This is a genomic window from Gilliamella sp. B3482, assembly GCF_026536805.1.
GTDB lineage: Bacteria > Pseudomonadota > Gammaproteobacteria > Enterobacterales > Orbaceae > Gilliamella > Gilliamella apicola_E.
In genome coordinates this window covers 170,700-195,383 of record NZ_JAFNNL010000002.1, presented here as the reverse complement: position 1 = coordinate 195,383, position 24,684 = coordinate 170,700, and the positions used below count along the sequence as shown (strand labels likewise).

Genomic DNA, 24,684 nt, shown 5'->3' with positions numbered 1-24,684 from the left:
ATATCCCTATATTTCTAACCAACATTATGTTCAGCTTATTTACCAATGCAAAATGAACTGAATATGCGCCCTAGTAGATCATTGGAGGTAAATTCGCCAGTGATTTCACTCAATGACTCTTGCGCAAGCCGAAGTTCTTCTGCTAATAGTTCGCCAGCATGAAATGTTGTGAGCTGGTATTTACCATTATTTAAATGCTCTGCTGCTTTTTCAAGTGTTTATAAATGTCAGTGATAAGCCAAAAGTCTCATCCCGTGCTACTCATAAAACACATTACCTGTTTGATATAATCACATATTTAGGTTAATAGCTGATCCTTTTCGTACTAATTGAATGAGGGAATAGCCATAACGAGTACTAATCTACTTAACCGTCATTGCACAAAACATTAAATGACATTTTACTCAAAAAATCTTTAAACAAAAAAACTCTCGAACTTATGGTTAATTATGTCAAATAATGATTATTGAATTGTGATATTAGGACTTTTTTAACGATTAATTTTTAATATTTGATAAGATCCTGTCGCATATATCACTCCACTTATAACTAAAAGGGCTCCAGCTAACTGTAATAAATTGGGTATTGTACCGGTTATAAAAGCGAGTAATAAAGTAAAAACAGGTACGAAATTGAAAAACAATGAAGTATTAGCTGCACCTAGTTCTTTTATCCCAACATTCCAAAATAAATATGCTAATACTGAACCAACAAGTCCCATATAAATAAGAATAATTTGATTGTATGTTGAAATTTCTTCGATCTCTTTTATTAAGTCACTTTGATAAAAAGAAAATACAACTATTCCTATAGTACCAAATAACATCGTAAAAGCTGTTGTTTGTAATGGTGTCGAATCGGATATAAATCTACGACATCCAACAGTGTAGGTTGCCCAAGCCAGATTTCCCAATAAAATAATCAAATCACCACGAGTAAAATGTAATTTAAGTATATTATTTATATCACCATGGCTTATCACTAAAATTACACCAATCAAGCTGATCAACATCCCTACAGTTTGTGGCAATGAAACACGGTGTTTTTCTGTAATTGATGATATTAATATGGTTGTCACTGGTGATGTAGCCATAATAAGTGCACCATTTAAAGCGGATGTAGTTTGTAACCCGATAAAAAAGGCTAAATTGAAGCCTGTAATGCCACATAATCCAAGTAAAATTAATGGTTTCCAATTTAATTTAAATGCATTGATGTTGCCTTTATCTTTAATGATCATAAAAACAAAAATAGCTAATGTTGCAATAATAAAACGTTCAGAAGCTGCTGTAAGTGGCGATACGGAAGAGACAACTATTGAACCTGCATTAAAATTAGTTCCCCAAAAAAAGGTTGATAGTGTAACAAGTAAAATTGTAATTTTTTTTTTCATTTTAATCTCTATTTTATTCATAAAAAGGCATCTGATGATATCAAGTTAGTCCTCGTTGCTTAAGGTAGGTCAATAACTGATAGATTTTGATTTTATGAACAATCCATTTATAATACAATAAACAAAAAAAGAAGGTTAAATTTCAAAAATGAAATTATCATTAGATGATTTGGTCATTTTCATTAATGTAATTAAAGAAGGTAGTATTGTTAAGGCATCGCATAAACTTTGTATGCCTTCACCAACTATAAGCAGACGTCTAACTCAATTAGAAGAAGCTATTGGCGGTCTTTTGATGCATAGAAGCAGTAGGAAGATCACCCTAACGACATTAGGACAAATGTATATTGCTAAATTTACTACCTTAGTTGAGGAGTTTGTTGAAACAGCTGAAGATTTGTATGATTTTAACCAAAAGTTATCCGGAACAATAAGAATAACTGCACCATTAAGCCTAACACATCAATGGTTTGGAAACTGTGTGTTTTCATTTTTGAAAACATACCCTGATATAAAAATAGATTTAATGGCTACGAATCAGATAGTTAATTTAGCTGATATGAATATAGATATTGCTATACGCGTGGGAGATTTGACCGATAGTGATTGGATAGCAAAACGAATACTATTGTCGAAAAATATATTGTGTTCATCCAAAGATTATTTAGAACAAATACCTATATGTACACATCCCATTGATTTACTCGACAAAAATTTAATTAATATAAGCCATAACCTAAGCTGGTCACTTACTAATACCACAAATAAAGAATATTATGAGGTACAAGAAAATCCTTATTTAATTATGGATGATACTGAACTAATAATTGATGCAACCAAAGCAGGAATGGGGATATGTTTTGTTCCATCTCAGTTTGTTCAAAAAAGTTTAGTTAATGGAGAGTTAGTGCAAGTGTTACCTAATTGGATCGGTAGCATTCGACCTATCTCTTTAATATTCAAGGATAGAAATTATATGCCAAACAGAGTGAAAGTTTTTAAACAATACATTGAAAATTATGTAAATTTAATGCTTTAGAATCCATACCTAAACGATTATCTCTCGTATTTACTGAGTATATTTTTTATCTTTTTTTGAATAACACTGAATTATTCCAGACATTACAGTAGTTCAACTCTTCTATGTCTTTATGTTCAAAAACCAAAACAACTGAGTTCTGGTTTTTGACAAGTATTAGCTCGTTAACTGTAAAACTTGAATTATTTACCAATACAAAATGAACTGAATATTCTTCCTAATAAGTCATCAGATGTAAATTGACCAGTGATTTCACTCAGAGATTCTTGAGCTAATCTGAGTTCTTCCGCTAATAATTCGCCAGCATGAAATGTTGTGAGCTGGTATTTACCATTATTTAAATGCTCTGCAGCTTTTTCAAGTGCTTGTAAGTGTCGTCGACGAGCTAAAAAGCCCCCTTCTGTACTACTAGTAAAGCCCATTACCTGTTTAAGATGATCACGTAATAAGGTAATACCCTCTCCTGTTCGTGCTGATAGTTGGATAAGGCAATAACCATTTTGCTCACTATAGCCTAATGGTTCACCAGTTAAGTCTGCTTTGTTTCGAATAACGGTTACTGGCATATTTTTAGGTAAGCGTTCAATAAATTCTGGCCAAAGTTTTTCTGGATTGGCCTCATTGGTTGTTGTGCTATCAACCATAAATAACACCCGATCCGCTTGGTCAATTTCTTGCCATGCCCGTTCAATCCCGATTCGTTCTACTTCATCGCTGGCTTCACGTAGTCCGGCAGTGTCAATGATATGCAAAGGCATACCATCGATATGAATATGTTCACGCAAAACGTCACGTGTTGTCCCTGCTATGTCAGTAACAATAGCCGCATCACGACCGGCTAATGCGTTAAGTAAACTTGATTTACCCGCATTAGGTCGACCGGCAATGACAACTTTCATGCCTTCCCGCAGTAATGAACCTTGTTTGGCTTCATGACGAACTTCATTTAATCGTTGAATAACTTGGTCAAGCTTTGCTTCTATTTTTCCGTCAGATAAAAAGTCTATTTCTTCTTCAGGAAAATCAATAGCTGCTTCTGTAAAAATACGCAAATGAATAAGCGATTCCACTAATTCATTAATCTTTTTAGAAAACACTCCTTGTAAAGATGACAAAGCAGATTTGGCCGCTTGTTCTGAACTCGCATCAATTAAATCTGCGATGGCTTCAGCTTGTGCAAGATCTAATTTATCATTTAAGAAAGCTCGCTCTGAAAATTCACCCGGTCTTGCAATACGCACACCAGAAATTTCTAAAATACGTTTTAAAAGTAGATCTAAAATAACTGGTCCACCATGACCTTGTAGTTCAAGTACATCTTCACCAGTGAACGAGTTTGGATTTGCAAAAAATAAAGCAATGCCTTCATCTAACGTTGTACCATCAGCGGCTAAAAAAGGCAGATAATGAGCGTATCGTGGTTTAGGTAAGATACCTAAAACGACTTTAGCTACCTCTTGTGCTTTAGGTCCAGAAATACGCAATATACCAACACCACCACGACCAGGTGGTGTTGCCTGTGCAACAATTGTGTCTGAATTCATATTTATTAATTGTAATTAAAAATAGCAATGATTAATCATACCATGACTATCATTAAAAATCTGTAAAGGCAAGCTATCTAACTTAATTAGAATGGCTAATTATTATTTTCAACATAATCTAATGGATGGTCAAACAGCCATGAATTAAGTAAAGCTAATGGCTCTCTTATCATTGCTATATATTTATCAATATTGGTATAAGCTAACGGTGCAGGTAAACCAGTAATATCACTAATACCCGAGCGTTTAGCTAGCATAATTGAACGAAGAATATGAAAATCATTGGTCACAACAACTGTTTTGCCTAGTGGTAAAATTTGATTAGCATAAACAAACTGTTGAGCCGTTCGCCTTGATCTGTCTTCAAGATATACTCTTGAGGAATCAATACCTTTTTTAATTAGGTAATCAGCCATCACACTTGCTTCAGTTGCAGATTCATCGCTTCCTTGCCCACCACAAACAATTACTTTGGTATTTGGATTACTCTGCAAATAATTAAATGCTGTATCTAAACGATTTTGTAAGGTAAGTGGCGCTTCAGCTGGTGTTCCAACCACTTGTGATCCTAATACGACTAAAGTATCAGCATTAGTTGATGGCTTTTGATTAGCGTAAATAAAAATAATGATATTACAAACGATGAAATAAACTAATATTAATATTAGGCAATATTTTATTAATTTCATGATTGTCATCAATTTCCCCTCATTTTTTAAAGCAATCTTCGAAATGGTCGTTAACTAAGCCCATAGATTGCATAAATGCATAACAAATTGTTGATCCTACGAATGAAAATCCTTTCTTTTTCAGTGCTTTTGACATTTTATCGGATATTTCTGTATTAACTGGAACCTCACTTTTATCTTTGTAGTGGTTGACTATTGGCTTACCATCAACGAATGACCAAATAAATTGTGAGAAATCCTCATTATTATTTTGCATAGCTAAATAGGCATGGGCATTTTTTACAATGCTATTAAGTTTTAAACGATTTCGAATTAATCCTTTATTTTTAAGTAATGACTCTATGTCAATAGCGTTTAATTGAATAATTTTTTCTGGATCAAAATTAAAAAAACATCGACGATATTCTTCTCTTTTTTTTAGTACGGTAATCCAAGATAATCCAGCTTGTTGTCCTTCAAGACAAATTTTTTCAAATAGTTTAAGGCTATCATATTGTGGATAACCCCATTCATTATCATGATAATTTATATATAACGGGTCTTTTGTAACCCAACTGCATCGTTTTGACATTATTTTTATCCAAATATTTTAAAATTATTATATGCGATATATAGATAGAATTTTAGCTTAATATCATTTTTTATACATATTATAAATCAAACAAACATATCGCTATTGTTGATTAAATTTTTTTATGATTAAACAAAAGACTACTTTTTATGGCAGAATGCCTTTTCAAGATTAAAATTTATCAAAGAATAGTCATTTCCTTTACTGGCTATATTCATTTAATAATAAAAATAAGGTTTTTTCATGAGTCAATCTGAAATTAACGCTGAATGGCAACCGGTCGCCCGACCATTGAATAGTAAGGATTTTAAAACATTAATATTGTCATCTTTAGGCGGAACGCTTGAATTTTATGACTTTGTTATCTATGCGCTATATATTGATACCATTGTCAAACCACTATTTTTACCACATACCTTGTCACCATTAACCTTAGATTTATTTGCATGGGGGATTTTTGCTGCTGGTTATTTAGTTCGTCCTGTTGGCGGAATTATTATGGCCCACTTTGGAGATAAAGTTGGCCGAAAACGGATGTTTACCTTAAGTGTAGCAATGATGGCTTTACCTACTTTTATTATCGGTATTTTACCGACCTATGAAACAATTGGTATTGTAGCACCATTATTATTGTTGTTGATGCGTATGTTACAAGGCGCAGCTATTGGTGGAGAAATGCCTGGTGCATGGGTATTTATCGCAGAACATACACCAAAACAACGCTATGGTTTGGGCGTTGGTACATTAACATCAGGTATTACAGGCGGAATTTTACTTGGATTTTTCGTTACAATTATTGTTGATCTCTATTTTACTAGCCAAAATATTTTAGATTATGCTTGGCGTATACCGTTTATTATTGGTGGAATTTTTGGTGTGATTTCAGTCTACTTACGAAAATTTTTATCTGAAACGCCAATCTTCAAGGAATTAGCTGCACGTAAAGCATTAGAAAAAAGCATTCCTGTTGTTACCGTACTAAAAAAACATAAGACAGCTTGTTTGATAGTCGCTTTGTTAACTTGGTCATTATCAACAGCAATTATGGTTGGTATTTTAATTACTCCTGGCCGTATCGTTGGCGGTATGTATCATTTTGCTAATCTGGATTGGCGTATTGGTGGATGTATTGCTGCCTTAACATTATCAATTGGCTGTGTTATTTCTGGTTGGTTAGATGATAAATTAGGTACAGCAAAAACAGTCGTCATAACTTGGGGTGGATTGGCTGTGGTAAGCATCTATTTCTATAGTTCACTAACGCCAGATATGTCATTAGCTAAACTATATTCGATTTGGGCGATATTTGGCTTATTTATCGGATCAATCGCTATGACACCAATTATAGGAACTAGAACCTTTCCACCAGCCATTCGCTATTCTGGTCTATCATTATCTTACAATTTAGCCTATGCATTGTTTAGTGCAATAACGCCGACTTTAACTATCTACTTATTAAGTCCCGATCATATATTAGGTGAATACAGTTATCTGGGAGCAGGTATTTACATCTCAGCAGTGGCTTTACTTGCTGTTTTAGTTGGTTTTTCATCATTAGCTCAAAAGGGTTGGCAAAATAGATTAGATAATTAATCACTTAACACCATATAAAAACAGGGCTAAAGCCCTGTTTTTTTTAACAAGATATAATAAATTTTCAATACATTAGCGCATTGTAACAAACTCTTCTGCCGCTGTTGGGTGAATGGCGATGGTGTTATCAAAGTCTTTTTTTGTTGCACCCATTTTTAATGCGACAGCAAAACCTTGTAAAATTTCGTCCATACCATAGCCTATACCATGAATGCCGACTATTTTTTCTTGTTCACCAATACAAACTAATTTCATTTTACACGGTTGACGATGAGAAGTTACGGCAGTATACATAGCAGTAAACGTAGATTTATAGACCTTCACGTTTTCAGGGCCATATTGTAACATTGCTTGTGGTTCTGTTAACCCAACTGTCCCGATCGGTGGATGGGTAAATACCACCGTTGGAATATTAGTATAATCTAGATGTTCATTTGGTTTATTGTTGAAAAGTCGTTCAGATAAGCGTCGACCAGCAGCAACTGCAACTGGTGTTAATGCCGCTGCTCCAGTATCATCGCCAACAGAATAAATTCCTGCTACATTAGTATTTTGATACTCATCAACAATAATAAACCCATTACTGTCAACTTTAATGCCAGCTGCAGATAAATTCATTTCTTTAGTTGCAGGTTCTCGTCCTATTGCCCAAATTAAACAATCAACAGTATAATTTTTACCATCTTCTAATGTTAACGTTAATGATTCATCAACGTTTTTAGTGACAGAAGATGGAATTGCAAAAGTATGCAAATGCTGACCATCATTAGTTATAACTTCCATTAATGTTTCAACAATTAATGGATCGAAAGCACGTAAAGGTGTGCCTTGCCGAACAAATTGATGAGTTTCAGCACCTAGCGAGTGTAAAACACTGGCAATTTCACAAGCTATATAGCCTGCACCAACAACGGCCACTCTTTTTGGTAATGCTTTTAATTCAAAGAATCCATCAGAAGTAATTCCATATTGCGCTCCGGGAATATTGGGTATACTTGGCTTACCACCGACAGCAATAAGAATATGATCGGCACTATAATGCACACCATTGACATCAAGCGTTTTGCTATCAATAAATTTAGCATATCCATGAATAACATCGACATTATTATTGTTTAATACTCGATCATAAGATTGATGAACACGATCAATATAAGCTGTTCGGCTAGCGATTAGTTTATCCCAATCAAAATGATTAATTGTCGTATCAAAACCATAATCAGGGCCATAATGATTAATCGCCTCAGCAATTTGTGCACCATACCACATAATTTTTTTGGGAACACACCCAACATTGACACAAGTTCCGCCTAATAATTTAGCTTCAATAATAGCGCACTTTTTACCGTAAGATGCCGCTCGATTAATTGAAGCAATACCCCCACTACCACCACCGATAGCAATATAGTCATAGTGTTTAGTCATAAAAGAAATCCTTTAAATAAATTAGCATTTAGTAGTTGATAGGTTTGCATAAAGCAGATAATAAAAAAAGTATTAATTATGAAATTTAACGATAGTTATTATCTATTGATTGGTTTTAAAATATACCCAAACCTAAATTATTCGATAATTGACTAATTAGCTACTTAAATAAATAGCTAATTATTATATTATTTATTTCCGTTTAATCTTATCAATGATGTTTGTTGTCGAACAACCATCTTCAAAATTAAGGACTTTAACTACTCCACCTGCTTCTATAACTTCTTTTCCACCGGCGATATCTTCAGGTTTGTAGTCACCACCTTTTACTAATACATCAGGTAAAATACTGGCAATCAACCTTTGTGGAGTCTCTTCTTCAAAAGGAACAACCCAGTCAACTGAATCAAGTGCACCTAATACTATCATTCTTTGCATTAATGGATTTATTGGTCGGGATTCCCCTTTCAATTGTTTTACTGAGGTATCACTATTTACTGCTACAATCAAACGGTCACCAAGCTTGCGAGCATTAGCAAGATATGAAACATGCCCAGCGTGCAAAATGTCAAAACAACCATTAGTCATGACAATTTTTTCACCACGTAACCGTGCTTTTCGAATTTCTTCTTTTAATTCATCTTCAGTCATCACCCCAAAACCATCATCTGCGCGAGCCCAAATAGCATTACTTAATTCAACTTGCGAAACAGTTGATGTTCCCAATTTACCGACAACTACACCGGCTGCAGCGTTTGCTAAATAACAGCTTTCTTCAAGTGATTGCCCTGCAGCTAATGAAGCTGCTAAAGTTGCGATTACAGTATCACCCGCACCGGTAACATCAAATACCTCTTTAGCTTGAGTTGGTAGATGGTAAACAGGTTTATCTAATTGTATTAACGTCATGCCTTTTTCACTACGAGTAACAAGCAAGGCTTTAAGATCATATTGCTTAATAAGTTGAGAACCTTTTTCAATGATCTCTTCTTCTGTTTTACATGTTCCAACTACAGCTTCAAATTCAGACATATTTGGTGTCAGTAATGTTACACCACGATAACGCTCAAAATCAGTACCTTTAGGATCAACCAATATTGGTACATTAACTTTTCGTGCTTGTTTTATCATTTCTTGTACAGCAGTTAATGCACCTTTGGCATAGTCCGATAGAACCATTACTTTAGAAGTTGTAAGTGCGGTATCAATACGCTCTAAAATAGGCGTATGATCCACATTATTAAAACCTTCCTCAAAATCAATCCTTATTAATTGTTGATTTCTTGATAACACTCTTAATTTAGTAATAGTTGGATGTGTTGAGACAGATACAAAATCGCAATGAACATGTCTATTAGTAAGTTGCTCATCAAGCACCTTAGCAGGTTCATCCATTCCTGTAAGACCAATTAAACGCGCTTTACCTCCGAGGGAGGTAATATTGAGTGCAACATTAGCTGCACCGCCAGGACGTTCTTCAAGAGAATCAATTTTAACAATTGGTACAGGTGCTTCTGGTGATATGCGATTGGTACCGCCATACCAATAGCGATCTAACATAATATCGCCAACAACAAGAACATTTGCCAGATTAAACTCAGGAAGAGATGTTTTCATTTAGTTATCCTTTACTCGTATTCATTGGATCAATTATCAATCTATTATTCATCGTCTATATTTTTATCATCATCTTGTATGATTTTTTTTCTTGGTTGATAAAACCGGGCAAAGAATGTCCCAACTTCAAATAATAAACAGATAGGTACAGCTAATAAAATTTGTGAAAATACGTCTGGTGGTGTAACAAACATAGCTACAGCAAATACTGCTACAATAATATAAGGTCTTTTTTTACGTAGATTTTTAGGGGTTGTTACTCCTGTCCAGCACAGCAATATTATTGCAACAGGGACTTCAAATGCAAAACCAAAGACTATAAATAATGTCATGACAAAATCAAGATATTTAGTTATATCGGTATTTATCGCAACATCAACTGGAGCAGTATGAATAAAGAAGTAAAAAGCGAGAGGAAATACTGCAAAATAAGCAAACGCAATACCAATATAAAAAAGTACCGTACTTGAAATTATCAATGGCATAATTAGACGTTTTTCATGTTGATATAATGCAGGTGCAATAAATCCCCATACTTGATACAAAATATAAGGAATCGAAATAAATATCGAAACAACAGCAGTCAGTTTAATAGGAGTAAAAAATGGTGCCGCAATGTCAGTTGCAATCATGCTACTACCTTTTGGCAATTGACTAATAAGCGGATTAGCAACAATATGGTAAATATCATTCGAGAAATAGAGTAAACACGTTAATACAATTAATATACAGATGATACATCGTAAAAGCCGTGTTCTTAGTTCTACTAGATGACCAATAAGTGGTTGCGTTGCGTCGTCTGTCATAATTTATCTTTGTCTAAATGAATTGTTGTATCTATTTGAGAGGCGTAATCGATCTCTTTTTGGAGTGTTTCGGTTACGCGTTTTAATTCATCAATGGATTCTTGAATTTCCGGTGTTAGGGTATTTAGCCCACTTTGTTCTGCTTTTTTTAAACTATCTTGTAACTCTTGTAATTTAAGCTCTTTATTCAATTCTAACTGAACAGTTGCAGACATACGGCGGAGTACTTTTATCCAGCTTGCAACAGTTTTAATTGCAATAGGTAGACGCTCTGGCCCTAATACGACCAACCCGATAATTAAGACTAATAGTAGCTGACCAAAGCTAATATCAAACACTAGTTACTCTTTATTGGTGTGGTTATCATCAGATGAGTTAAGACGTTCCACTTTTTGTGAATCATCTGTCTCTTTTTGATCATCGTCGTCATTCATAGCTTTCTTAAAACCTTTAATGGAAGCCCCAAGATCAGAGCCCAATGAACGCAATTTTTTTGTTCCAAATAATAGAACGATAACCGCTACAAATATGAGTAATTTGGGCAAACTTGGCATATGATAAGTCTCCAATAGCTTAAAATAGTAAAATTATACACTTAAATGGTGAGATTCCAAAAAATAACTCGCTTAATGCCCGACAAGTAAAGCAATACATAAAAGACTAAGAATACTAATTGCAAACATTAATCTTTGTTGGTTTCTTTTACTACGTTGAAGTTGTTGATTAATCTGTTTTAACTGAACATGCATCAGCTTAGTCATCCGAGCCTGATCATTCAACTTTTCCGGTAGCTCAACAACAAGGTTTTTCCATTCTGGTAAGGAAGTCCAAACTTGATGTAATAACTTTTTAGCACTGTATTTATCTTCATACCAATTTTCTAAAAATGGTTTAGCCGTTTGCCACAAGTCAAGTTCTGGATAGAGTTGACGCCCTAACCCTTCTATATAAAATAACGTTTTTTCAAGTAAGGTTAATTGAGGTTGAATATCCATCTCAAATTGACGTGCAACTTGAAATAGTGATAATAAAATTTGCGAAAAGGAGAGCTCACCAAGTGGTTTAGCAAATGCAGGTTCGCAAACATTGCGCATAGCCATTTCTAATGCGGCAACATCCGTTGTTTCAGGAACCCAACCAGATTTGATATAAATTTGTGCAATTTTTCGATAATCTTGGTTAAAAAATGCAAGAAAATTTTCAGCCAAATAGCGTTGATCATCTTCAGTCAAAATACCTACAATTGCACAATCTATCCCAATGTAACAAGGATTTTGGGGTTCGCTTATATCCACAAAGATATTGCCCGGGTGCATATCTGCATGAAAAAAATTATCCCTAAATACTTGGGTAAAGAAAGCTTGAACACCACGCTCTGCTAATAACTTCATATTGACATTATTTCTTTTTAATTCATCAACATTAGCTATCGGAGTACCGTAAATTCGCTCTTCAACTAAAACATTTTTTCGGCACAAATCTTGGTACACATAGGGAATATAAAGGATCTCACTATTAATGAAATTGTCGCGCAAACGAGCTGTGTTATAGGCTTCTTTCTGAAGATCCAATTCTTTTAGAAGCGTGTTTTCATAATCACTGACAATTTCTACAGCCCGTAACTTTTCACCAAATTTTATCCGTTTAGTAAATTGGTTAGCAATCCAATACATTAAGCGAATGTCAGATTTAATTATAGGTAAAATATTTGGTCGCAAAACTTTGATTACCACTTCAGCTTGGCTACTTTTTAAAGTTGCTGTATGAACTTGTGCGATGGATGCTGATGCTAATGGTTGATCATTAAAATCTGAAAAATAAAAATCTATAGGACACCCTAGAGCAGTTTCAATAATTTGTTTTGCAATTTTTCCATCGAAAGGGGTAACTTGGTCTTGTAATTTGGCTAGAGCATCGACAAGATGTTTTGGCAACACATCGCGTCTTGTTGAAACCATTTGCCCAAATTTTATCCATACCGGGCCTAGCTCTTGTAAGGCTTGACGCAACCTTTCACCAATCTCTTGTTGATTTGATTTAGGTCTAACCCAAAACAAACAAAACAATAATACTCGTAACCACCTTGAGACACGGTGTTTTGGTAATAGCTCTTCTAATCGATAAGCTCGAAATATGGTTAATATTTTATAAAGTCGAAAAAATGTCATTATTTGTTTATCACATTAAAATTTAAAACCAGTATGTAAGGCTACAATACCGCCTGTCATATTGTGATATTTAACATCGACAAACCCAGCATCTTCCATCATTTTTTTCAGTGTTTTTTGATCTGGGTGCATTCTGATAGATTCAGCTAAATATCGATAACTATCTGAATCATTCGCTACGATTTTTCCCATTAATGGCAACATAGTAAATGAGTAAAGATCGTAGGCTTTATTTAAAATTTGGTATTGTGGTTTAGAGAATTCTAGAATCAATAAACGCCCTCCTGGCTTTAAAACTCGCCACATAGATTCTAGCGCTTTTTGCTTATCAGTCACATTTCGTAGACCAAATGAGATAGTGATACAATCAAAATAGTTATCTGCAAATGGTAACTCCTCTGCATTTGCTTGTACATATTCAATATTTTTAAATAAGCCTTTATCTCGTAGTTTATCTCTACCAACCTTAAGCATCGACTCATTGATATCTGCTAATACAACTAAGCCATCATCTCCAACTATTTGTGAGAATTTAGCTGTTAAATCACCTGTACCACCAGCTAGATCAAGGACTTTTTGTCCTTTCCTAACACTACTATACTCAATAGTTATTTTTTTCCAGATTCGGTGAATACCAAATGACATTAGATCGTTCATGATATCGTATTTATCTGCAACAGAATGAAACACCTCTGCTACGCGTTTTACTTTATCTTGTTTTGGAACTTGGGTGTAACCAAAATCAATTTTATCCTGATTTTCATTTGGTTGAGAAGATTGAGACATAAAAATTCACCTATCACAAAAAGTTAGCTTATTTTAACATAAGCTAACCTAAATGTGATGAGCTAAATCAATAACGATTCAACCATTTTAGAAACAATTTCAAAATGCTGTAATGGAGTGGAATTCGCCGGTAATTCGTTTTCATGAATAATTAAATCAAATTGGTAACTACTTTTTAGTCCAATTAAGACTTCATTAGATTTGCCAAAAATTTGCTCGTAGTAGTTAGATAATGTCCCAAAATCGATCGAAGTAAAGAGAAGCTTATTAGCATTTTCTAATGATTTACTCATTCTCTCTACATGTAACATTGCAATTCTTAGATAATCATTTTCACTTAAGTAACGTTTATTTTCTAGAGTGGAAATTTCTCGTTGAATATAATTTATATACCCATTTGAAACATATTGTGTATTATAAATATTAGCTAATTTTACGGGCAATTCATTAAATTTATCATGTCCTATGATGGCGACTTTTTTAACAAAAAAAGGTCTAGCTGCTTGGGCAATAAAAGACCAATTTTGATAAGGATTTTCTCGAATTTTGGTTGCACTGATATTAACGAATTCACGATTAGCATCAATAACAACTACAGGGCAACCAAAATAGCGCTCATGCTCCGTTACATCTTGTGGTTCACTAGTAAATACAACAGATGGTTCAATTTTATTTTCTGATAATATATGTTTAATACTATCACTCCACTCTTTCCAACCATTAGGATAATAGTTAATTCCAGTTTCATCAGAAATATAAATATGAATATTATGTCTATCTTTGAAGGTATCTTTTAACCATGAAAAACGATCACTAACTTGTGGCTGTCTAGGTAAACGACTTTTCTCAAATAGTTGTTTATCGCGAGTTGATTCACAACCAAGCATTACATGTAATTCATCAACTTGCGTTAACGCTTTTTCAATAAGATAAATGTGGCCACTGTGTAATGGATAGAACTTACCAAAAATTAAACCAACTCGATGTTTAGATGACATAATAATTACCAATACATTAAAAAACTCGATACCAATGTACAGAAAAAACAACCATTTTCTAACCAATTGATGCTATTTAATATAATGAGAAGATAAAAGTGTTAACTTCATCAAAATATTCAAAAATAACTAGAGCAATATCAATTAAGATTGATATTTAATAGTAGATAAAAAACAATCCCTGCTGCAACAGAAATATTTAATGCCGACATATTATCATTACCACTCAAATGCACAACATTATCAGCACAATTAATTAACTTTGTATTAATTTGTTGAAATATAATTAATACAACTTTCTTTTTAAATTCAAGTTGTGATAATTCGGTTGATTTAATGGATTTTGACTGACATGGTAATAAGGCAATTATTTGATAACCATTCTTTTTTAATATATCTATGGATACAATAAAATCATCACTTTTAATTGGTTTAATCGCTTCAATACCACCTTCAGCGACTCGCATTGCTGATCCACTATCAAGCAAATTAGTTTGACGCAAAATGATACCATTAACTCCAAAAAAAGCAGCGCTACGAACTAATCCACCTAAATTATGAGGGTTATTAACATCATCAATCGCAAGAATACAATCACGAACTTTATCATCATGTTCATGCAAATAATCAAGTAAAGAGAGCGGTATCCGTTTTTTAACAATTAAACAGACTCCACCATGATGTAGGTTTTGAGTTATTTTAGTAATTTGTTCTGTTGATACAACGTCATAACCTAGTCGTTGTTTGACTAACCAATTAATTAAATCTTTAAACTGGTAAGTCATTTCTTGAGTAATAAATAATTTCACTATAGCAGAGCGTCGATGCTTAAATACAGCCCTACAACTGTTTTCACTATAAACTAAAGTCTCTTCTTTTTTTTGTCGATACTCATCGTAACCAAATGTTGGAGTTTGATCGTTATCTTTAACTTTTTTTTGCCAGGGAGAATCATGTTCATCTGATAAATTTAAGTTTACTTTAGATGACTTTATAGTTTTATTTGATGATTTTACTTTAAATGTTTCAATTCGATCATGTTTTGCATTTGAATTAGACTGAAGACTATCATTTTTACGCTTACTTCGATGATCATTGCCTTTGTTTTGTACAGATTTCACACTTGATTGACTATTTTTGGCATAAAAAATTGAAGGTCTGCTTTTTTCGATCGTGTCGTTCATAATATTCCCAATTTAAGACAGTTATCGTGTACGAATAGTTGGAGCAACTTTATCCAATACACCATTTATAAATTTGTGGCTTTCTTCTGCGCCAAAAGTTTTCGCCAGATCAATTGCTTCATTGATAACCACTTTATAAGGGACATCATGTCTCTTCATTAATTCATAAGTTGCAATTCGTAGTACCGCTAATTCAATTTGTCCTAACTCATCAACAGTTCTTTCTGTTAGGTAAGGTGCCATTTTTTCATCTAATTCTGCTGTGTTTTTGGCAACACCATGAAGTAATTCTCTAAAATATTTACTATCAACACCTTTCATATCTTGTTCAGCTATAAAACTACTCTCAACATCAGCAAGATCATTTTTAGAAATTTGCCAAGAGTAAATGGCTTGAACGGCACACTCTCTTGCTCGACGACGAGGATTAACTAACGCCACTAAATTACCCCTTAATTGTTTTGATAACATTTAACATTTCAAGTGCGGTTAATGCTGCTTCAGCACCTTTATTACCCGCTTTAGTTCCAGCTCGTTCGATCGCCTGCTCAATACTTTCGGTGGTTAAAATTCCAAAACCAACTGGTATTGAATACTCTAAACTAGCATTCAATAAACCTGAACTTGATTCTCCAGCAACGAAATCAAAATGAGCCGTACTGCCACGAATTACCGTTCCTAATGCTACAATGGCATCATATTTTTTTGATTGTGCAGCAACTTTTGCTGCTAAAGGAATTTCGTAAGCACCTGGTACCCAAATAACTGAAATGTTTTTATCTTCAACTTGACCAATACGAGTTAATGCATCTACTGCTCCAGTAACTAAACTTTCGTTAATAAATTGGTTAAAACGTGCCACGATAATGGCTACTTTAGCTTTTGGTGCAGCAACTTTACCTTTAACTATTTGCATATTTATTCCTTATTGATAGATTCTAGATGCAATTTTATAATCACTTTTAGTGAAAAATTTATAAGTCAATTATAGCACAGATTAAAGGGTTATCCTATTAGCAAAAATGGGGAATTAACATGTTTATAACAAGCATAAGTAAGTATGATTATTTGAAAGTTATTGTTTGTAAATTTACTGTTTATAAAGTGTAACTTTTACATTTATAAATTATCATTCCTTCAACAAGGATTTATAAATTTTTAATAATTGCATCAAAGTTTTTTCTTACTATAAGAAATTTCATTTTTATTACTTGCAAGCTTTCATTAACGAATTACAATAATAAGAAAAACTTTCTACAAAAAGGGGAAAATTGATGTACATTAACACTATTCGAGATGAGCTAAATCAAGCAATTGAAGTATTAACCAATTTCATTTCAAATGATGAAAATCTTAAACAAATCCAGCAAGCAGCCATTTTAATCGCAAACTCATTTAAACAAGGTGGTAAAGTACTTTCATGTGGTAATGGTGGTTCTCATTGTGACGCTATGCATTTTGCTGAAGAGTTAACTGGCCGTTTTCGCGATAATCGACCATCCTATCCTGCCATTGCAATTTCAGATGTAAGTCATATATCCTGTGTTGGTAATGATTATGGTTTCGATTCTATTTTTTCTCGCTATGTAGAAGGTGTTGGTCAAAAAGGTGATGTACTACTAGGTATTTCAACTTCAGGAAACTCAACTAATGTTATTAAAGCGATTGAAGCAGCAAAACAAAAAGGTATGAAAATTATTACGCTTACCGGTAAAGATGGTGGAAAAATGAATGGTTTGGCTGATGTAGACATTCGTGTGCCTCATTTTGGTTATGCTGATCGAGTTCAAGAAATCCATATAAAAGTGATTCATATTTTGATTTTACTCATTGAAAAAGAGATGGCTTAAAATGTGCGAATTATTGGGTATGAGTGCCAATGTGCCGACTGATATCTGTTTTAGTTTTACCAGTTTAATCAAACGTGGCGGTGATAAAGGTCCACATAAAGATGGCTGGGGAATAACATTTTATGAAGGTAAAGGGTGTCGAACATTCAAAGATCCTGAACCTTGTAGTTTTTCACCTATTGCTAAATTAGTTCAACAATACCCAATAAAATCAACGGCAGTAATTGCTCATATTCGTCAAGCTAATCGTGGAGGAGTAGCCCTAGAAAATACCCATCCTTTTACTCGCGAATTATGGGGAAAAAATTGGACTTTTGCCCACAATGGGCAATTAACTGATTACGAAAAGCTGCATATGGGAATTTTTCAACCAGTTGGATTAACCGACAGTGAATATGCTTTTTGTTACTTAATTAATCAGTTACATAAAAAATATCCCAAACAACCTACCGATGATATTGAACTTTTTGATTATATTCAAGAGTGTGCGATTAAATTAACCGAACTTGGTATTTTTAATATGTTACTTTCAGATGGTGAATATGTATTTGCCTATTGCTCGACTAATCTTCATTGGATCACCCGAAAAGCGCCATTTGGTAAAGCAAAATTAATTGATGAAGATGTTGAAATCGATTTTCAAAAGCATACTACACCAAATGATATTGTCACTATTATTTCAACTACGCCGTTAACCTCAAATGAAACTTGGCATAAATTAAACACTGGTGAAGCAATTTTATTTAAATATGGTGAAATTAATCAATTTTTTTCATCTTGACTAAATTAAAAGGTGGTTCATCCTTAAATAAATATTGTAAATAACCTAACGTTAATAAACCAACTAAAGTTAAAATAATCCACGGTAAATGCGGAAAACCCATCTTGATTGCAATTTCATAAAGCCAACCAGCACCGGTATAACCAACAAACCCACCTAAAGCAAGCCCTAATCGACTAAATCCCATATAACTACCTTTGGCTTTTGGATTAGTTAACACGGTTGCTAAGGTTTCTCTAGCTGGCTCTGCAATAATTGCACCAAAGTAAAAAAGCGCAATCAAGGATAGCAAAATAGATAATTGGGATGTAAATCCGATTATTATAAAGGCAAACGACATCAAAAGTAATCCAAATTTAAGGCGTTGATCTAATCTAAAATATTTTTCACTAAACCGAGCAATAGGATAAAGCAGAGTTAGTGAGATAGTTGCTTCAATCACATACATCCATTTCACATAGCTTGAACTTCCTGAAATATTGGTAATAGTTAGAGGTAGCATCAACATGACTTGCACCCCAAGCACATAATAACCAGTCAAAGTAAGCACATAATGAGTAAACTTTTTATCTTTCAGAACCATTTTCATACCATTAATAATTGAAGCTTTACCAATTGCAATATGATAAGAGGGTAAAAAAAACAGATTAAAAATGCCACATAAGAAAAAGATAAAAGCGCCGCACCAACAAACTAATTGGAAATCATAATCTATTAAGATACCACCAATAAGAGCACCAATAACTGCACCTGCATTATCTTGTATCATTAATAAAGATATAAATTTGCCTCGTTCGTGAGGTCTAGTAAATTTTATGGTTAATCCCATTCGAGGTGGATCAAATAACAGTCCACCCAATGCAGACAATAAGCAAGCTACGAGTAATAACCAATGTTCAGATGCTAAAGCCATTGAAATAAAGCCAATCGACCGCAAAAACATACCTGTTATGATCATGGGTTTTGCACCAAATCGATCAGCTATAGCACCACCAATTAAGCCAAATCCTTGTTGAACAAATTGACGAAATCCTAAAGCAAAACCAACAAACAGTGCACTCCAACCTACTTGGCTAACAAAGTGTGTAGAAACGAGCGGAAATACGACATAAAATCCCAATACAATAAACAGATTATCAAATAATAATATGTATCTACCTGTTTTGCGAACTTGTGAAGGAATTGGCATCTATTTTACTCTTTCATTTAAATAGCCTTGATAATCAGGGATCTCTATCTCCACTTCTTGAGTAAATATTGAGGACTGTATTAATGCGTTAGCTGTTGCTTGATTAGTTGCAACAGGAATGTTCCAAACCGTTGATAAGCGTAACAGTGCTTTTACATCTGGATCATGAGGAACGGCATTTAGAGGATCCCAGAAAAAGATAAGAATATCAATTTTACCTTCTGCGATTAAAGCGCCGATTTGCTGATCGCCCCCCATTGGACCACTAAGCATTGGCGTAATATTTAATCCGGTTTCTTTCTTAATTAATGTACCTGTTGTACCTGTTCCACATAAATTATGATGAGAGAGTTCTTCGCGATTTGTTTTGCACCAATTTAATAATGCTTCTTTCAAATGATCATGTGCCACCAATGCAATGCTTTTCTTTGCAGGTAGCTTTCGAGTAATATAAAGCATCAAATAATCCTAATTTCTTATTATTTTTTGTATTTTTTAACAAACTATCTATTAAAGTGCAAGCAGTATTTGATCCAGAAAGACAAGAAAAAAGGCACCGAAGTGCCTTTATCAAATCAAAAGATAAAATAATTAGAATTGATAAATTAATCCTAATGCAACAGTATCCTTAGCTGTTGCTTTAATTTGAGATTTACTAAATGTACCGTCTTCATATAAAGCACGACGTGCGCCAATATCATTCTTATCTAACAAGTTGATTTTATAATCAACAATGGCTGATAAATTTTTATTGAAATCGTAAGTTAAGCCAACATCAACATATTTAACTAAATCATTACCTTTAAGACCTGCATCACCATTTCTTGAGAAGCTTGAAGCATCTTGTACTTTATGTTGAATATAAGCAACAGAAGGCGTTAAACGGCCAACTTCAAAGTCAATACCATATTGTGCAACTAATTCAAAACCTTTGGTTTTCAAATCATCAGTATTACTTGTGGTTGATGCTTTTTCCCAACCATATTTTTGTTTACCTTGAATATAAAGTGCAGCTAAATAAAGATTGTCGTTATTATATTTAGCACCTGCTGACCATGCTTTAGCATCTTTATGTCCGCCAGTTTGTGCATAACCTGCACCAATAGATAAACCACTATCAAGCACATCCCAATCAATTACAGAACCCCATGCTTCTGCACTATCATGATCAGTACGATCATGCTTATTTAGATATTGAGTTGAACTATTATCTCCGTTATCTGCATACTGCACTGCAAAACGTAAACCGTTAACTAATCCAAAAAAGTTTGAATTACGGTAAGTCGCTACAGCTTTTGTTCTAGCCGTTAATGCATAAATATCATTGTTTGAAGCATCACCACCAAATTCAGGTAGAACGTCAGTATAAGAAGTTAAAGTTTTTAATACGCCGTCGTTACGACCATAGTCAAATGAACCAAACTCACCGAAATTTAAACCAGCATATGCATAACGAGTTTCGTTATCAGCATCCGATCCAGTTTTTGCTTCATATTCCCAACGACCATAGCCACTCAAACTATCTGAAATTTGCGTTTCACCTGACATACCTAAACGAGCTGTCGTTTTGTCACCTTCGCCAGTTTGATTATTTCGATCAGTTAGATAATTTAAAGCATAGACTCGACCATAAAAGTCAACTTTATTGCCATCTTTGTTCCACACTTCAATAGAAGCGCTAGCTGTTCCGGCAATTAATAGTGCAGGAATAGTAATTGCTAATAGATTACGTTTCATTTAATTACCCTCTTAGGTATTTTATTATTTAAAAAAGATACAAAAATATTTGTTCTTAGTTTAATAAATAGTTGCTTTCAAATAGCAACTAAATTATTACTGGGATATCTACTATTGAATACTAGATTTTTATTGAAACACTGTAGATTAACAATGTTTATCACATGTAATTCTGCGAATTAGGACTATTTTATGACTTAAAATTAATTTTTTTTAAACATAAAATGTTTTTTTGTATGGTTTGACATTTAATAGGCGAAAAAAAAGGCACCTAAGTGCCTTTTTATGATATTTAAGGATATTAAGAGATTAGAATTGGTAAATTAAACCAACACCTAACACGTCTTTAGTACCTGGTTTAGTCCCATGTTTTCCACGTGGAGATTCTGTATTACTTGCCGCACCAATATCTTTATGGTCAAGTAAGTTAAATTTATATTCAACAATCGCACTAAAGTTTTTATTTAGATCATAAGTTGCACCTACAGATACATACTTAACTTCTGGTGAATTAAACCCTCTATATTTCCAAATATAACCATATTTATGGAAATTACTAAAATCAGAAGATTTAACTTTATGTTGAACGTAAGCAATTGATGGAGTTAAACGACCAACCTCAAGATCAATACCGTATTGAGCAACTAATTCAAAACCTCTAATTTTGATATCAGTATCTCTTAAAAATACTGAAGTACCGCTTAAGTCACCAGTGACAGCTCGAGCATTTTTATGTTTACTTTGGAAATAGTTAGCACCTAAATATAGGTTATAGTTGTCATATTTGATACCTGTTGCCCAAGTACTATGGCGATTTTCACTTCCTGAATCTTGTGCATAACCACCACCAAGAGTTAAACCAGTATCAAAAATACGCCATTGTGCATTTGCACCCCAAGCCTCTTTCGATTGCTTATTATATTTATCTAGATGATTTTTTGAAAGACTATATGGTTTAGTTGCATCACCATTATCAGCATATTGTAATGCAAAGCTCAAGTCATCAGTTAAACCAAAGAAGTTGTTATTACGGTAAGTAGCAACAGCTTTAGTACGTTCAGTTAATACATGCCATGAGTTGTTTGCTGCATCACCACCAAATTGTGGTAATACGTCAGTATATGCAGTGATTGCTTTTAACACACCATCATTACGACCATAATCGAATGAACCAAAATCACCAAAGTTTAAACCAGCAAATGCATAACGCACTTCATTGTCAGAATTTTTTCCTGCTTTAGCTTCATATTCCCAACGACCATAACCAGTGATGCCGTCAGTGATTTGTGTTTGACCAGACATACCTAAACGAGCTGAAGTATCGTCACCTTCATTTTTTTGTCCACGGTCAGTGATGTTGTTAGCAGCTTTTACTCGTCCGTAAAAGTCTACTTTGTTACCATCTTTATTCCATACTTCGATAGAAGCATTTGCACCTGCTGCTACTAAAAGAGCAGGGATAGCGATTGCTAATAGATTACGTTTCATTTCTTACCCTCATGGTTATTTTTCTTAAAAGACACGTCTTTTGGGTTGTGTCAATTTTGTTACAATGATTATTCATCCAAAAATAATGTTTTTAACTATTATTTTTATCTCAATTTTCACAGTACTGTAAATTATGTATAAAAATTTATTAAAATCAAGTGAACTTTTCCTAAAACTTAGTGTCTAAGCTTAAAATTGCATCCGTTTGATTAGTTTTTATACGATTTTTGTATTTTATTTATATTAATTTTTATATCAACTGACAAAAAGTCAGTTGATAATTTGAGCAAATTTTAGAAATTTGCATTACGAGGTGTTCTTGGGAATGGGATCACATCACGAACATTTTGTACTCCAGTGACATACACTATCAATCGTTCAAAACCAAGTCCAAAACCTGAATGTGGTACAGTTCCATAACGACGTAAATCACGATACCACCAGTAGTCTTCTTTTTTAAGACCTAACTCATCCATACGTTTATCTAACATATCTAAGCGTTCTTCACGTTGCGAACCACCAATGATCTCGCCGATTCCTGGCGCTAATACATCCATTGCTGCAACAGTTTTACCATCATCATTCATACGCATATAGAATGCTTTGATATCCTTAGGATAATTTTTAACAACAACAGGCGCTTTAAAATGTTGTTCAGCCAAATACCGTTCATGTTCTGAGGCTAAATCAATTCCCCAACTGACAGGATTTTCAAATTTTGCATCACAGTTTTGTAAAATAGAAATGGCATCGGTGTAATCAACTTGAGCAAAATCAGCATTAATAAAGTTTTCTAAACGATTGATTGCTTCTTTATCAATATGCTGAGCAAAAAACTGCATATCATCAGCACGTTTCTCTAGTACCGTCTTGAAAACATATTTCAACATATCTTCGGCGAGTTTTGCATTATCGTTAAGATCGGCAAAAGCAACTTCCGGCTCCATCATCCAAAATTCGGCTAAATGGCGAGTAGTATTTGAATTTTCAGCCCTAAATGTTGGACCAAAAGTATAAACTTTAGAAAGTGCACAAGCATAAGTTTCTGCATTGAGTTGACCCGAAACAGTCAAAAAGGCTTCTTTACCAAAAAAATCTTTATCAAAGTCAATTTTACCATTATCTGTTTTAGGTAGATTTAACATATCAAGAGTTGAAACTCGAAACATTTCTCCCGCACCTTCTGTATCTGATGCGGTAATAATTGGTGTTGATAACCAGAAGAATCCACGTTCATCAAAAAATTGGTGAATAGCTTGGGCTAATGTATGTCGTACACGAGTGATTGCTCCCACAATATTGGTTCTAGCACGTAAATGGGCAACCTCACGAAGATATTCAATTGAGTGACGTTTAGCGGCCATAGGATAAGTTTCAGGATCGTCAACAAAACCATAAACTTCAACATTCGTTGCTTGCAACTCATATTTTTGACCTTGACCAGGAGATTCAACTACTTTTCCTGTTACTTTTACTGAACAGCCAGCAGTTAAACGTAAAATATCCTGTTCATAATTTAGTAGATCTTTTTCTATGACAGCTTGAATAGGATCAAAGCATGAGCCATCATAAACAGCCAGAAATGAAATACCGGCTTTCGAATCACGGCGCGTTCGTACCCAGCCTTGAACAGAAATAGTGCTACCAACAGCAATTTTGCCTTGTAACACGTCAACAATAGGAGCAACTGAATTCATTTTAATTATCCATCTCTATTTTATTATCTATATAGTTAATATTATTAAAAGTAATATAAGTTTAAAATGACTAATCATAAAAATTTCCTTTATGATTAATAATACCGGTTAATGATATATTACTTATTT

General features: G+C 33.8%; 23 protein-coding genes and 2 pseudogenes. 4 read left to right on the top strand and 21 right to left on the bottom strand.

Translation table 11 applies throughout. The annotated features are described in order from the left end of the window. Positions 1-35: 35 nt before the first annotated feature. Positions 36-215, bottom strand: a pseudogene (locus tag J3U18_RS04105) (tRNA uridine-5-carboxymethylaminomethyl(34) synthesis GTPase MnmE); the annotation flags it as partial. Positions 216-490: 275 nt separating this feature from the next. Beyond that, complete coding sequence (locus J3U18_RS04100; protein ID WP_267353006.1) at positions 491-1,393, bottom strand: DMT family transporter; 903 nt, start codon at positions 1,391-1,393, stop codon at positions 491-493. A 148-nt stretch (positions 1,394-1,541) separates the two neighbouring features. Here J3U18_RS04100 and J3U18_RS04095 point away from each other — a divergent pair, with 148 nt between their 5' ends. After that, the gene (locus J3U18_RS04095) at positions 1,542-2,432 is read left to right on the top strand and encodes a LysR family transcriptional regulator (protein WP_267353005.1); all 891 of its coding nucleotides are present in this window, start codon (positions 1,542-1,544) and stop codon (positions 2,430-2,432) included. A 182-nt stretch (positions 2,433-2,614) separates the two neighbouring features. Here J3U18_RS04095 and mnmE read toward each other — a convergent pair whose 3' ends face one another. The 3 genes from mnmE to J3U18_RS04080 all read right to left on the bottom strand — a co-directional run bounded on the left by mnmE (position 2,615) and on the right by J3U18_RS04080 (position 5,236). Then, on the bottom strand, positions 2,615-3,976 hold the full coding sequence (gene mnmE / locus J3U18_RS04090) for a tRNA uridine-5-carboxymethylaminomethyl(34) synthesis GTPase MnmE (RefSeq protein WP_267353004.1): 1,362 nt from the start codon (positions 3,974-3,976) through the stop codon (positions 2,615-2,617). A gap of 95 nt (positions 3,977-4,071) precedes the next feature. Then, the gene (locus tag J3U18_RS04085) at positions 4,072-4,674 is read right to left on the bottom strand and encodes a YdcF family protein (RefSeq protein WP_081303381.1); all 603 of its coding nucleotides are present in this window, start codon (positions 4,672-4,674) and stop codon (positions 4,072-4,074) included. 10 nt (positions 4,675-4,684) lie between these two features. Beyond that, entirely contained in the window at positions 4,685-5,236 is a 552-nt protein-coding gene (locus J3U18_RS04080; protein ID WP_267353002.1) for a DNA-3-methyladenine glycosylase I, read from the bottom strand. A 243-nt stretch (positions 5,237-5,479) separates the two neighbouring features. On the opposite strand from J3U18_RS04080, the gene J3U18_RS04075 reads away from it, so the two are divergent. Continuing rightward, on the top strand, positions 5,480-6,829 hold the full coding sequence (locus J3U18_RS04075; protein WP_267353001.1) for an MFS transporter: 1,350 nt from the start codon (positions 5,480-5,482) through the stop codon (positions 6,827-6,829). A gap of 72 nt (positions 6,830-6,901) precedes the next feature. On the opposite strand, the gene gorA is transcribed toward J3U18_RS04075, so the two are convergent. The 11 genes and pseudogenes from gorA to ribE form a co-directional block, all read right to left on the bottom strand. Next, on the bottom strand, positions 6,902-8,254 hold the full coding sequence (gene gorA, locus J3U18_RS04070; RefSeq protein WP_220225717.1) for a glutathione-disulfide reductase: 1,353 nt from the start codon (positions 8,252-8,254) through the stop codon (positions 6,902-6,904). A gap of 192 nt (positions 8,255-8,446) precedes the next feature. Then, positions 8,447-9,871: a bifunctional D-glycero-beta-D-manno-heptose-7-phosphate kinase/D-glycero-beta-D-manno-heptose 1-phosphate adenylyltransferase HldE gene (gene hldE / locus J3U18_RS04065; protein ID WP_267353000.1), complete on the bottom strand. Its 1,425-nt coding sequence runs from the start codon at positions 9,869-9,871 to the stop codon at positions 8,447-8,449. Between the two features lie 44 nt (positions 9,872-9,915). Beyond that, positions 9,916-10,677 carry a twin-arginine translocase subunit TatC gene (tatC, locus tag J3U18_RS04060; protein WP_065563592.1) on the bottom strand — a complete coding sequence of 254 codons (762 nt, stop codon included), beginning with the start codon at positions 10,675-10,677 and terminating at the stop codon, positions 9,916-9,918. A 17-nt stretch (positions 10,678-10,694) separates the two neighbouring features. Then, positions 10,695-11,015: pseudogene (tatB, locus tag J3U18_RS04055) on the bottom strand (Sec-independent protein translocase protein TatB); the annotation flags it as partial. A gap of 3 nt (positions 11,016-11,018) precedes the next feature. Beyond that, positions 11,019-11,231 carry a twin-arginine translocase TatA/TatE family subunit gene (gene tatA, locus J3U18_RS04050; protein WP_065563594.1) on the bottom strand — a complete coding sequence of 71 codons (213 nt, stop codon included), beginning with the start codon at positions 11,229-11,231 and terminating at the stop codon, positions 11,019-11,021. Between the two features lie 72 nt (positions 11,232-11,303). Further along, a complete protein-coding gene (ubiB, locus tag J3U18_RS04045; RefSeq protein ID WP_267352998.1) occupies positions 11,304-12,845 on the bottom strand; it encodes a ubiquinone biosynthesis regulatory protein kinase UbiB in 1,542 nt (513 codons plus the stop codon). A 15-nt stretch (positions 12,846-12,860) separates the two neighbouring features. Then, positions 12,861-13,631 (bottom strand): bifunctional demethylmenaquinone methyltransferase/2-methoxy-6-polyprenyl-1,4-benzoquinol methylase UbiE, encoded by a 771-nt coding sequence (ubiE, locus tag J3U18_RS04040; RefSeq protein WP_065563595.1) that lies wholly within the window; start codon positions 13,629-13,631, stop codon positions 12,861-12,863. Between the two features lie 62 nt (positions 13,632-13,693). Beyond that, entirely contained in the window at positions 13,694-14,629 is a 936-nt protein-coding gene (gene nadR, locus J3U18_RS04035; RefSeq protein ID WP_267352997.1) for a multifunctional transcriptional regulator/nicotinamide-nucleotide adenylyltransferase/ribosylnicotinamide kinase NadR, read from the bottom strand. A gap of 140 nt (positions 14,630-14,769) precedes the next feature. Further along, a complete protein-coding gene (locus tag J3U18_RS04030; protein ID WP_267352996.1) occupies positions 14,770-15,813 on the bottom strand; it encodes a TrmH family RNA methyltransferase in 1,044 nt (347 codons plus the stop codon). 21 nt (positions 15,814-15,834) lie between these two features. Continuing rightward, positions 15,835-16,254 carry a transcription antitermination factor NusB gene (nusB, locus tag J3U18_RS04025; RefSeq protein ID WP_218058472.1) on the bottom strand — a complete coding sequence of 140 codons (420 nt, stop codon included), beginning with the start codon at positions 16,252-16,254 and terminating at the stop codon, positions 15,835-15,837. A gap of 4 nt (positions 16,255-16,258) precedes the next feature. Then, positions 16,259-16,729 carry a 6,7-dimethyl-8-ribityllumazine synthase gene (ribE, locus tag J3U18_RS04020; protein ID WP_416380190.1) on the bottom strand — a complete coding sequence of 157 codons (471 nt, stop codon included), beginning with the start codon at positions 16,727-16,729 and terminating at the stop codon, positions 16,259-16,261. A 358-nt stretch (positions 16,730-17,087) separates the two neighbouring features. Between ribE and lpcA the strand changes: the two genes are divergently transcribed. Next, a complete protein-coding gene (gene lpcA, locus J3U18_RS04015) occupies positions 17,088-17,663 on the top strand; it encodes a D-sedoheptulose 7-phosphate isomerase (RefSeq protein WP_267352995.1) in 576 nt (191 codons plus the stop codon). A 1-nt stretch (position 17,664) separates the two neighbouring features. Continuing rightward, positions 17,665-18,444, top strand: a complete 780-nt coding sequence (locus J3U18_RS04010; RefSeq protein WP_267352994.1) for a class II glutamine amidotransferase — start codon at positions 17,665-17,667, stop codon at positions 18,442-18,444. Here the strand turns inward: J3U18_RS04010 and mdtH are convergent. The 5 genes from mdtH to asnS form a co-directional block, all read right to left on the bottom strand. Further along, positions 18,422-19,633 carry a multidrug efflux MFS transporter MdtH gene (gene mdtH, locus J3U18_RS04005; RefSeq protein WP_267352993.1) on the bottom strand — a complete coding sequence of 404 codons (1,212 nt, stop codon included), beginning with the start codon at positions 19,631-19,633 and terminating at the stop codon, positions 18,422-18,424. The two genes, J3U18_RS04010 and mdtH, sit on opposite strands and share 23 nt — an antisense overlap. Beyond that, positions 19,634-20,092 (bottom strand): methylglyoxal synthase, encoded by a 459-nt coding sequence (locus J3U18_RS04000; RefSeq protein ID WP_065734666.1) that lies wholly within the window; start codon positions 20,090-20,092, stop codon positions 19,634-19,636. Between the two features lie 132 nt (positions 20,093-20,224). After that, positions 20,225-21,370 carry a porin gene (locus J3U18_RS03995; RefSeq protein WP_267352992.1) on the bottom strand — a complete coding sequence of 382 codons (1,146 nt, stop codon included), beginning with the start codon at positions 21,368-21,370 and terminating at the stop codon, positions 20,225-20,227. A gap of 309 nt (positions 21,371-21,679) precedes the next feature. Then, a complete protein-coding gene (locus tag J3U18_RS03990; RefSeq protein ID WP_267352991.1) occupies positions 21,680-22,858 on the bottom strand; it encodes a porin in 1,179 nt (392 codons plus the stop codon). A 293-nt stretch (positions 22,859-23,151) separates the two neighbouring features. After that, complete coding sequence (gene asnS / locus J3U18_RS03985) at positions 23,152-24,555, bottom strand: asparagine--tRNA ligase (protein ID WP_267352990.1); 1,404 nt, start codon at positions 24,553-24,555, stop codon at positions 23,152-23,154. Between the last annotated feature and the right edge of the window lie 129 nt (positions 24,556-24,684).

Excerpts from the sequence above, each read along its gene's own strand:
- J3U18_RS04100 (WP_267353006.1), bottom strand. The coding sequence starts at position 1,393 with ATGAAAAAAAAAATTACAATTTTACTTGTTACACTATCAACCTTTTTT.
- tatC (WP_065563592.1), bottom strand. The coding sequence starts at position 10,677 with ATGACAGACGACGCAACGCAACCACTTATTGGTCATCTAGTAGAACTA.
- hldE (WP_267353000.1), bottom strand. The coding sequence starts at position 9,871 with ATGAAAACATCTCTTCCTGAGTTTAATCTGGCAAATGTTCTTGTTGTT.
- lpcA (WP_267352995.1), top strand. The coding sequence starts at position 17,088 with ATGTACATTAACACTATTCGAGATGAGCTAAATCAAGCAATTGAAGTA.
- J3U18_RS03995 (WP_267352992.1), bottom strand. The coding sequence starts at position 21,370 with ATGAAACGTAATCTATTAGCAATTACTATTCCTGCACTATTAATTGCC.
- gorA (WP_220225717.1), bottom strand. The coding sequence starts at position 8,254 with ATGACTAAACACTATGACTATATTGCTATCGGTGGTGGTAGTGGGGGT.
- J3U18_RS04010 (WP_267352994.1), top strand. The coding sequence starts at position 17,665 with ATGTGCGAATTATTGGGTATGAGTGCCAATGTGCCGACTGATATCTGT.
- J3U18_RS04075 (WP_267353001.1), top strand. The coding sequence starts at position 5,480 with ATGAGTCAATCTGAAATTAACGCTGAATGGCAACCGGTCGCCCGACCA.
- asnS (WP_267352990.1), bottom strand. The coding sequence starts at position 24,555 with ATGAATTCAGTTGCTCCTATTGTTGACGTGTTACAAGGCAAAATTGCT.
- tatA (WP_065563594.1), bottom strand. The coding sequence starts at position 11,231 with ATGCCAAGTTTGCCCAAATTACTCATATTTGTAGCGGTTATCGTTCTA.
- ribE (WP_416380190.1), bottom strand. The coding sequence starts at position 16,729 with ATGCAAATAGTTAAAGGTAAAGTTGCTGCACCAAAAGCTAAAGTAGCC.
- J3U18_RS04030 (WP_267352996.1), bottom strand. The coding sequence starts at position 15,813 with ATGAACGACACGATCGAAAAAAGCAGACCTTCAATTTTTTATGCCAAA.
- J3U18_RS04085 (WP_081303381.1), bottom strand. The coding sequence starts at position 4,674 with ATGACAATCATGAAATTAATAAAATATTGCCTAATATTAATATTAGTT.
- J3U18_RS04095 (WP_267353005.1), top strand. The coding sequence starts at position 1,542 with ATGAAATTATCATTAGATGATTTGGTCATTTTCATTAATGTAATTAAA.
- nadR (WP_267352997.1), bottom strand. The coding sequence starts at position 14,629 with ATGTCATCTAAACATCGAGTTGGTTTAATTTTTGGTAAGTTCTATCCA.
- J3U18_RS04080 (WP_267353002.1), bottom strand. The coding sequence starts at position 5,236 with ATGTCAAAACGATGCAGTTGGGTTACAAAAGACCCGTTATATATAAAT.
- J3U18_RS03990 (WP_267352991.1), bottom strand. The coding sequence starts at position 22,858 with ATGAAACGTAATCTATTAGCAATCGCTATCCCTGCTCTTTTAGTAGCA.
- ubiE (WP_065563595.1), bottom strand. The coding sequence starts at position 13,631 with ATGTCTCAATCTTCTCAACCAAATGAAAATCAGGATAAAATTGATTTT.
- ubiB (WP_267352998.1), bottom strand. The coding sequence starts at position 12,845 with ATGACATTTTTTCGACTTTATAAAATATTAACCATATTTCGAGCTTAT.
- mnmE (WP_267353004.1), bottom strand. The coding sequence starts at position 3,976 with ATGAATTCAGACACAATTGTTGCACAGGCAACACCACCTGGTCGTGGT.
- mdtH (WP_267352993.1), bottom strand. The coding sequence starts at position 19,633 with ATGCCAATTCCTTCACAAGTTCGCAAAACAGGTAGATACATATTATTA.
- J3U18_RS04000 (WP_065734666.1), bottom strand. The coding sequence starts at position 20,092 with ATGCTTTATATTACTCGAAAGCTACCTGCAAAGAAAAGCATTGCATTG.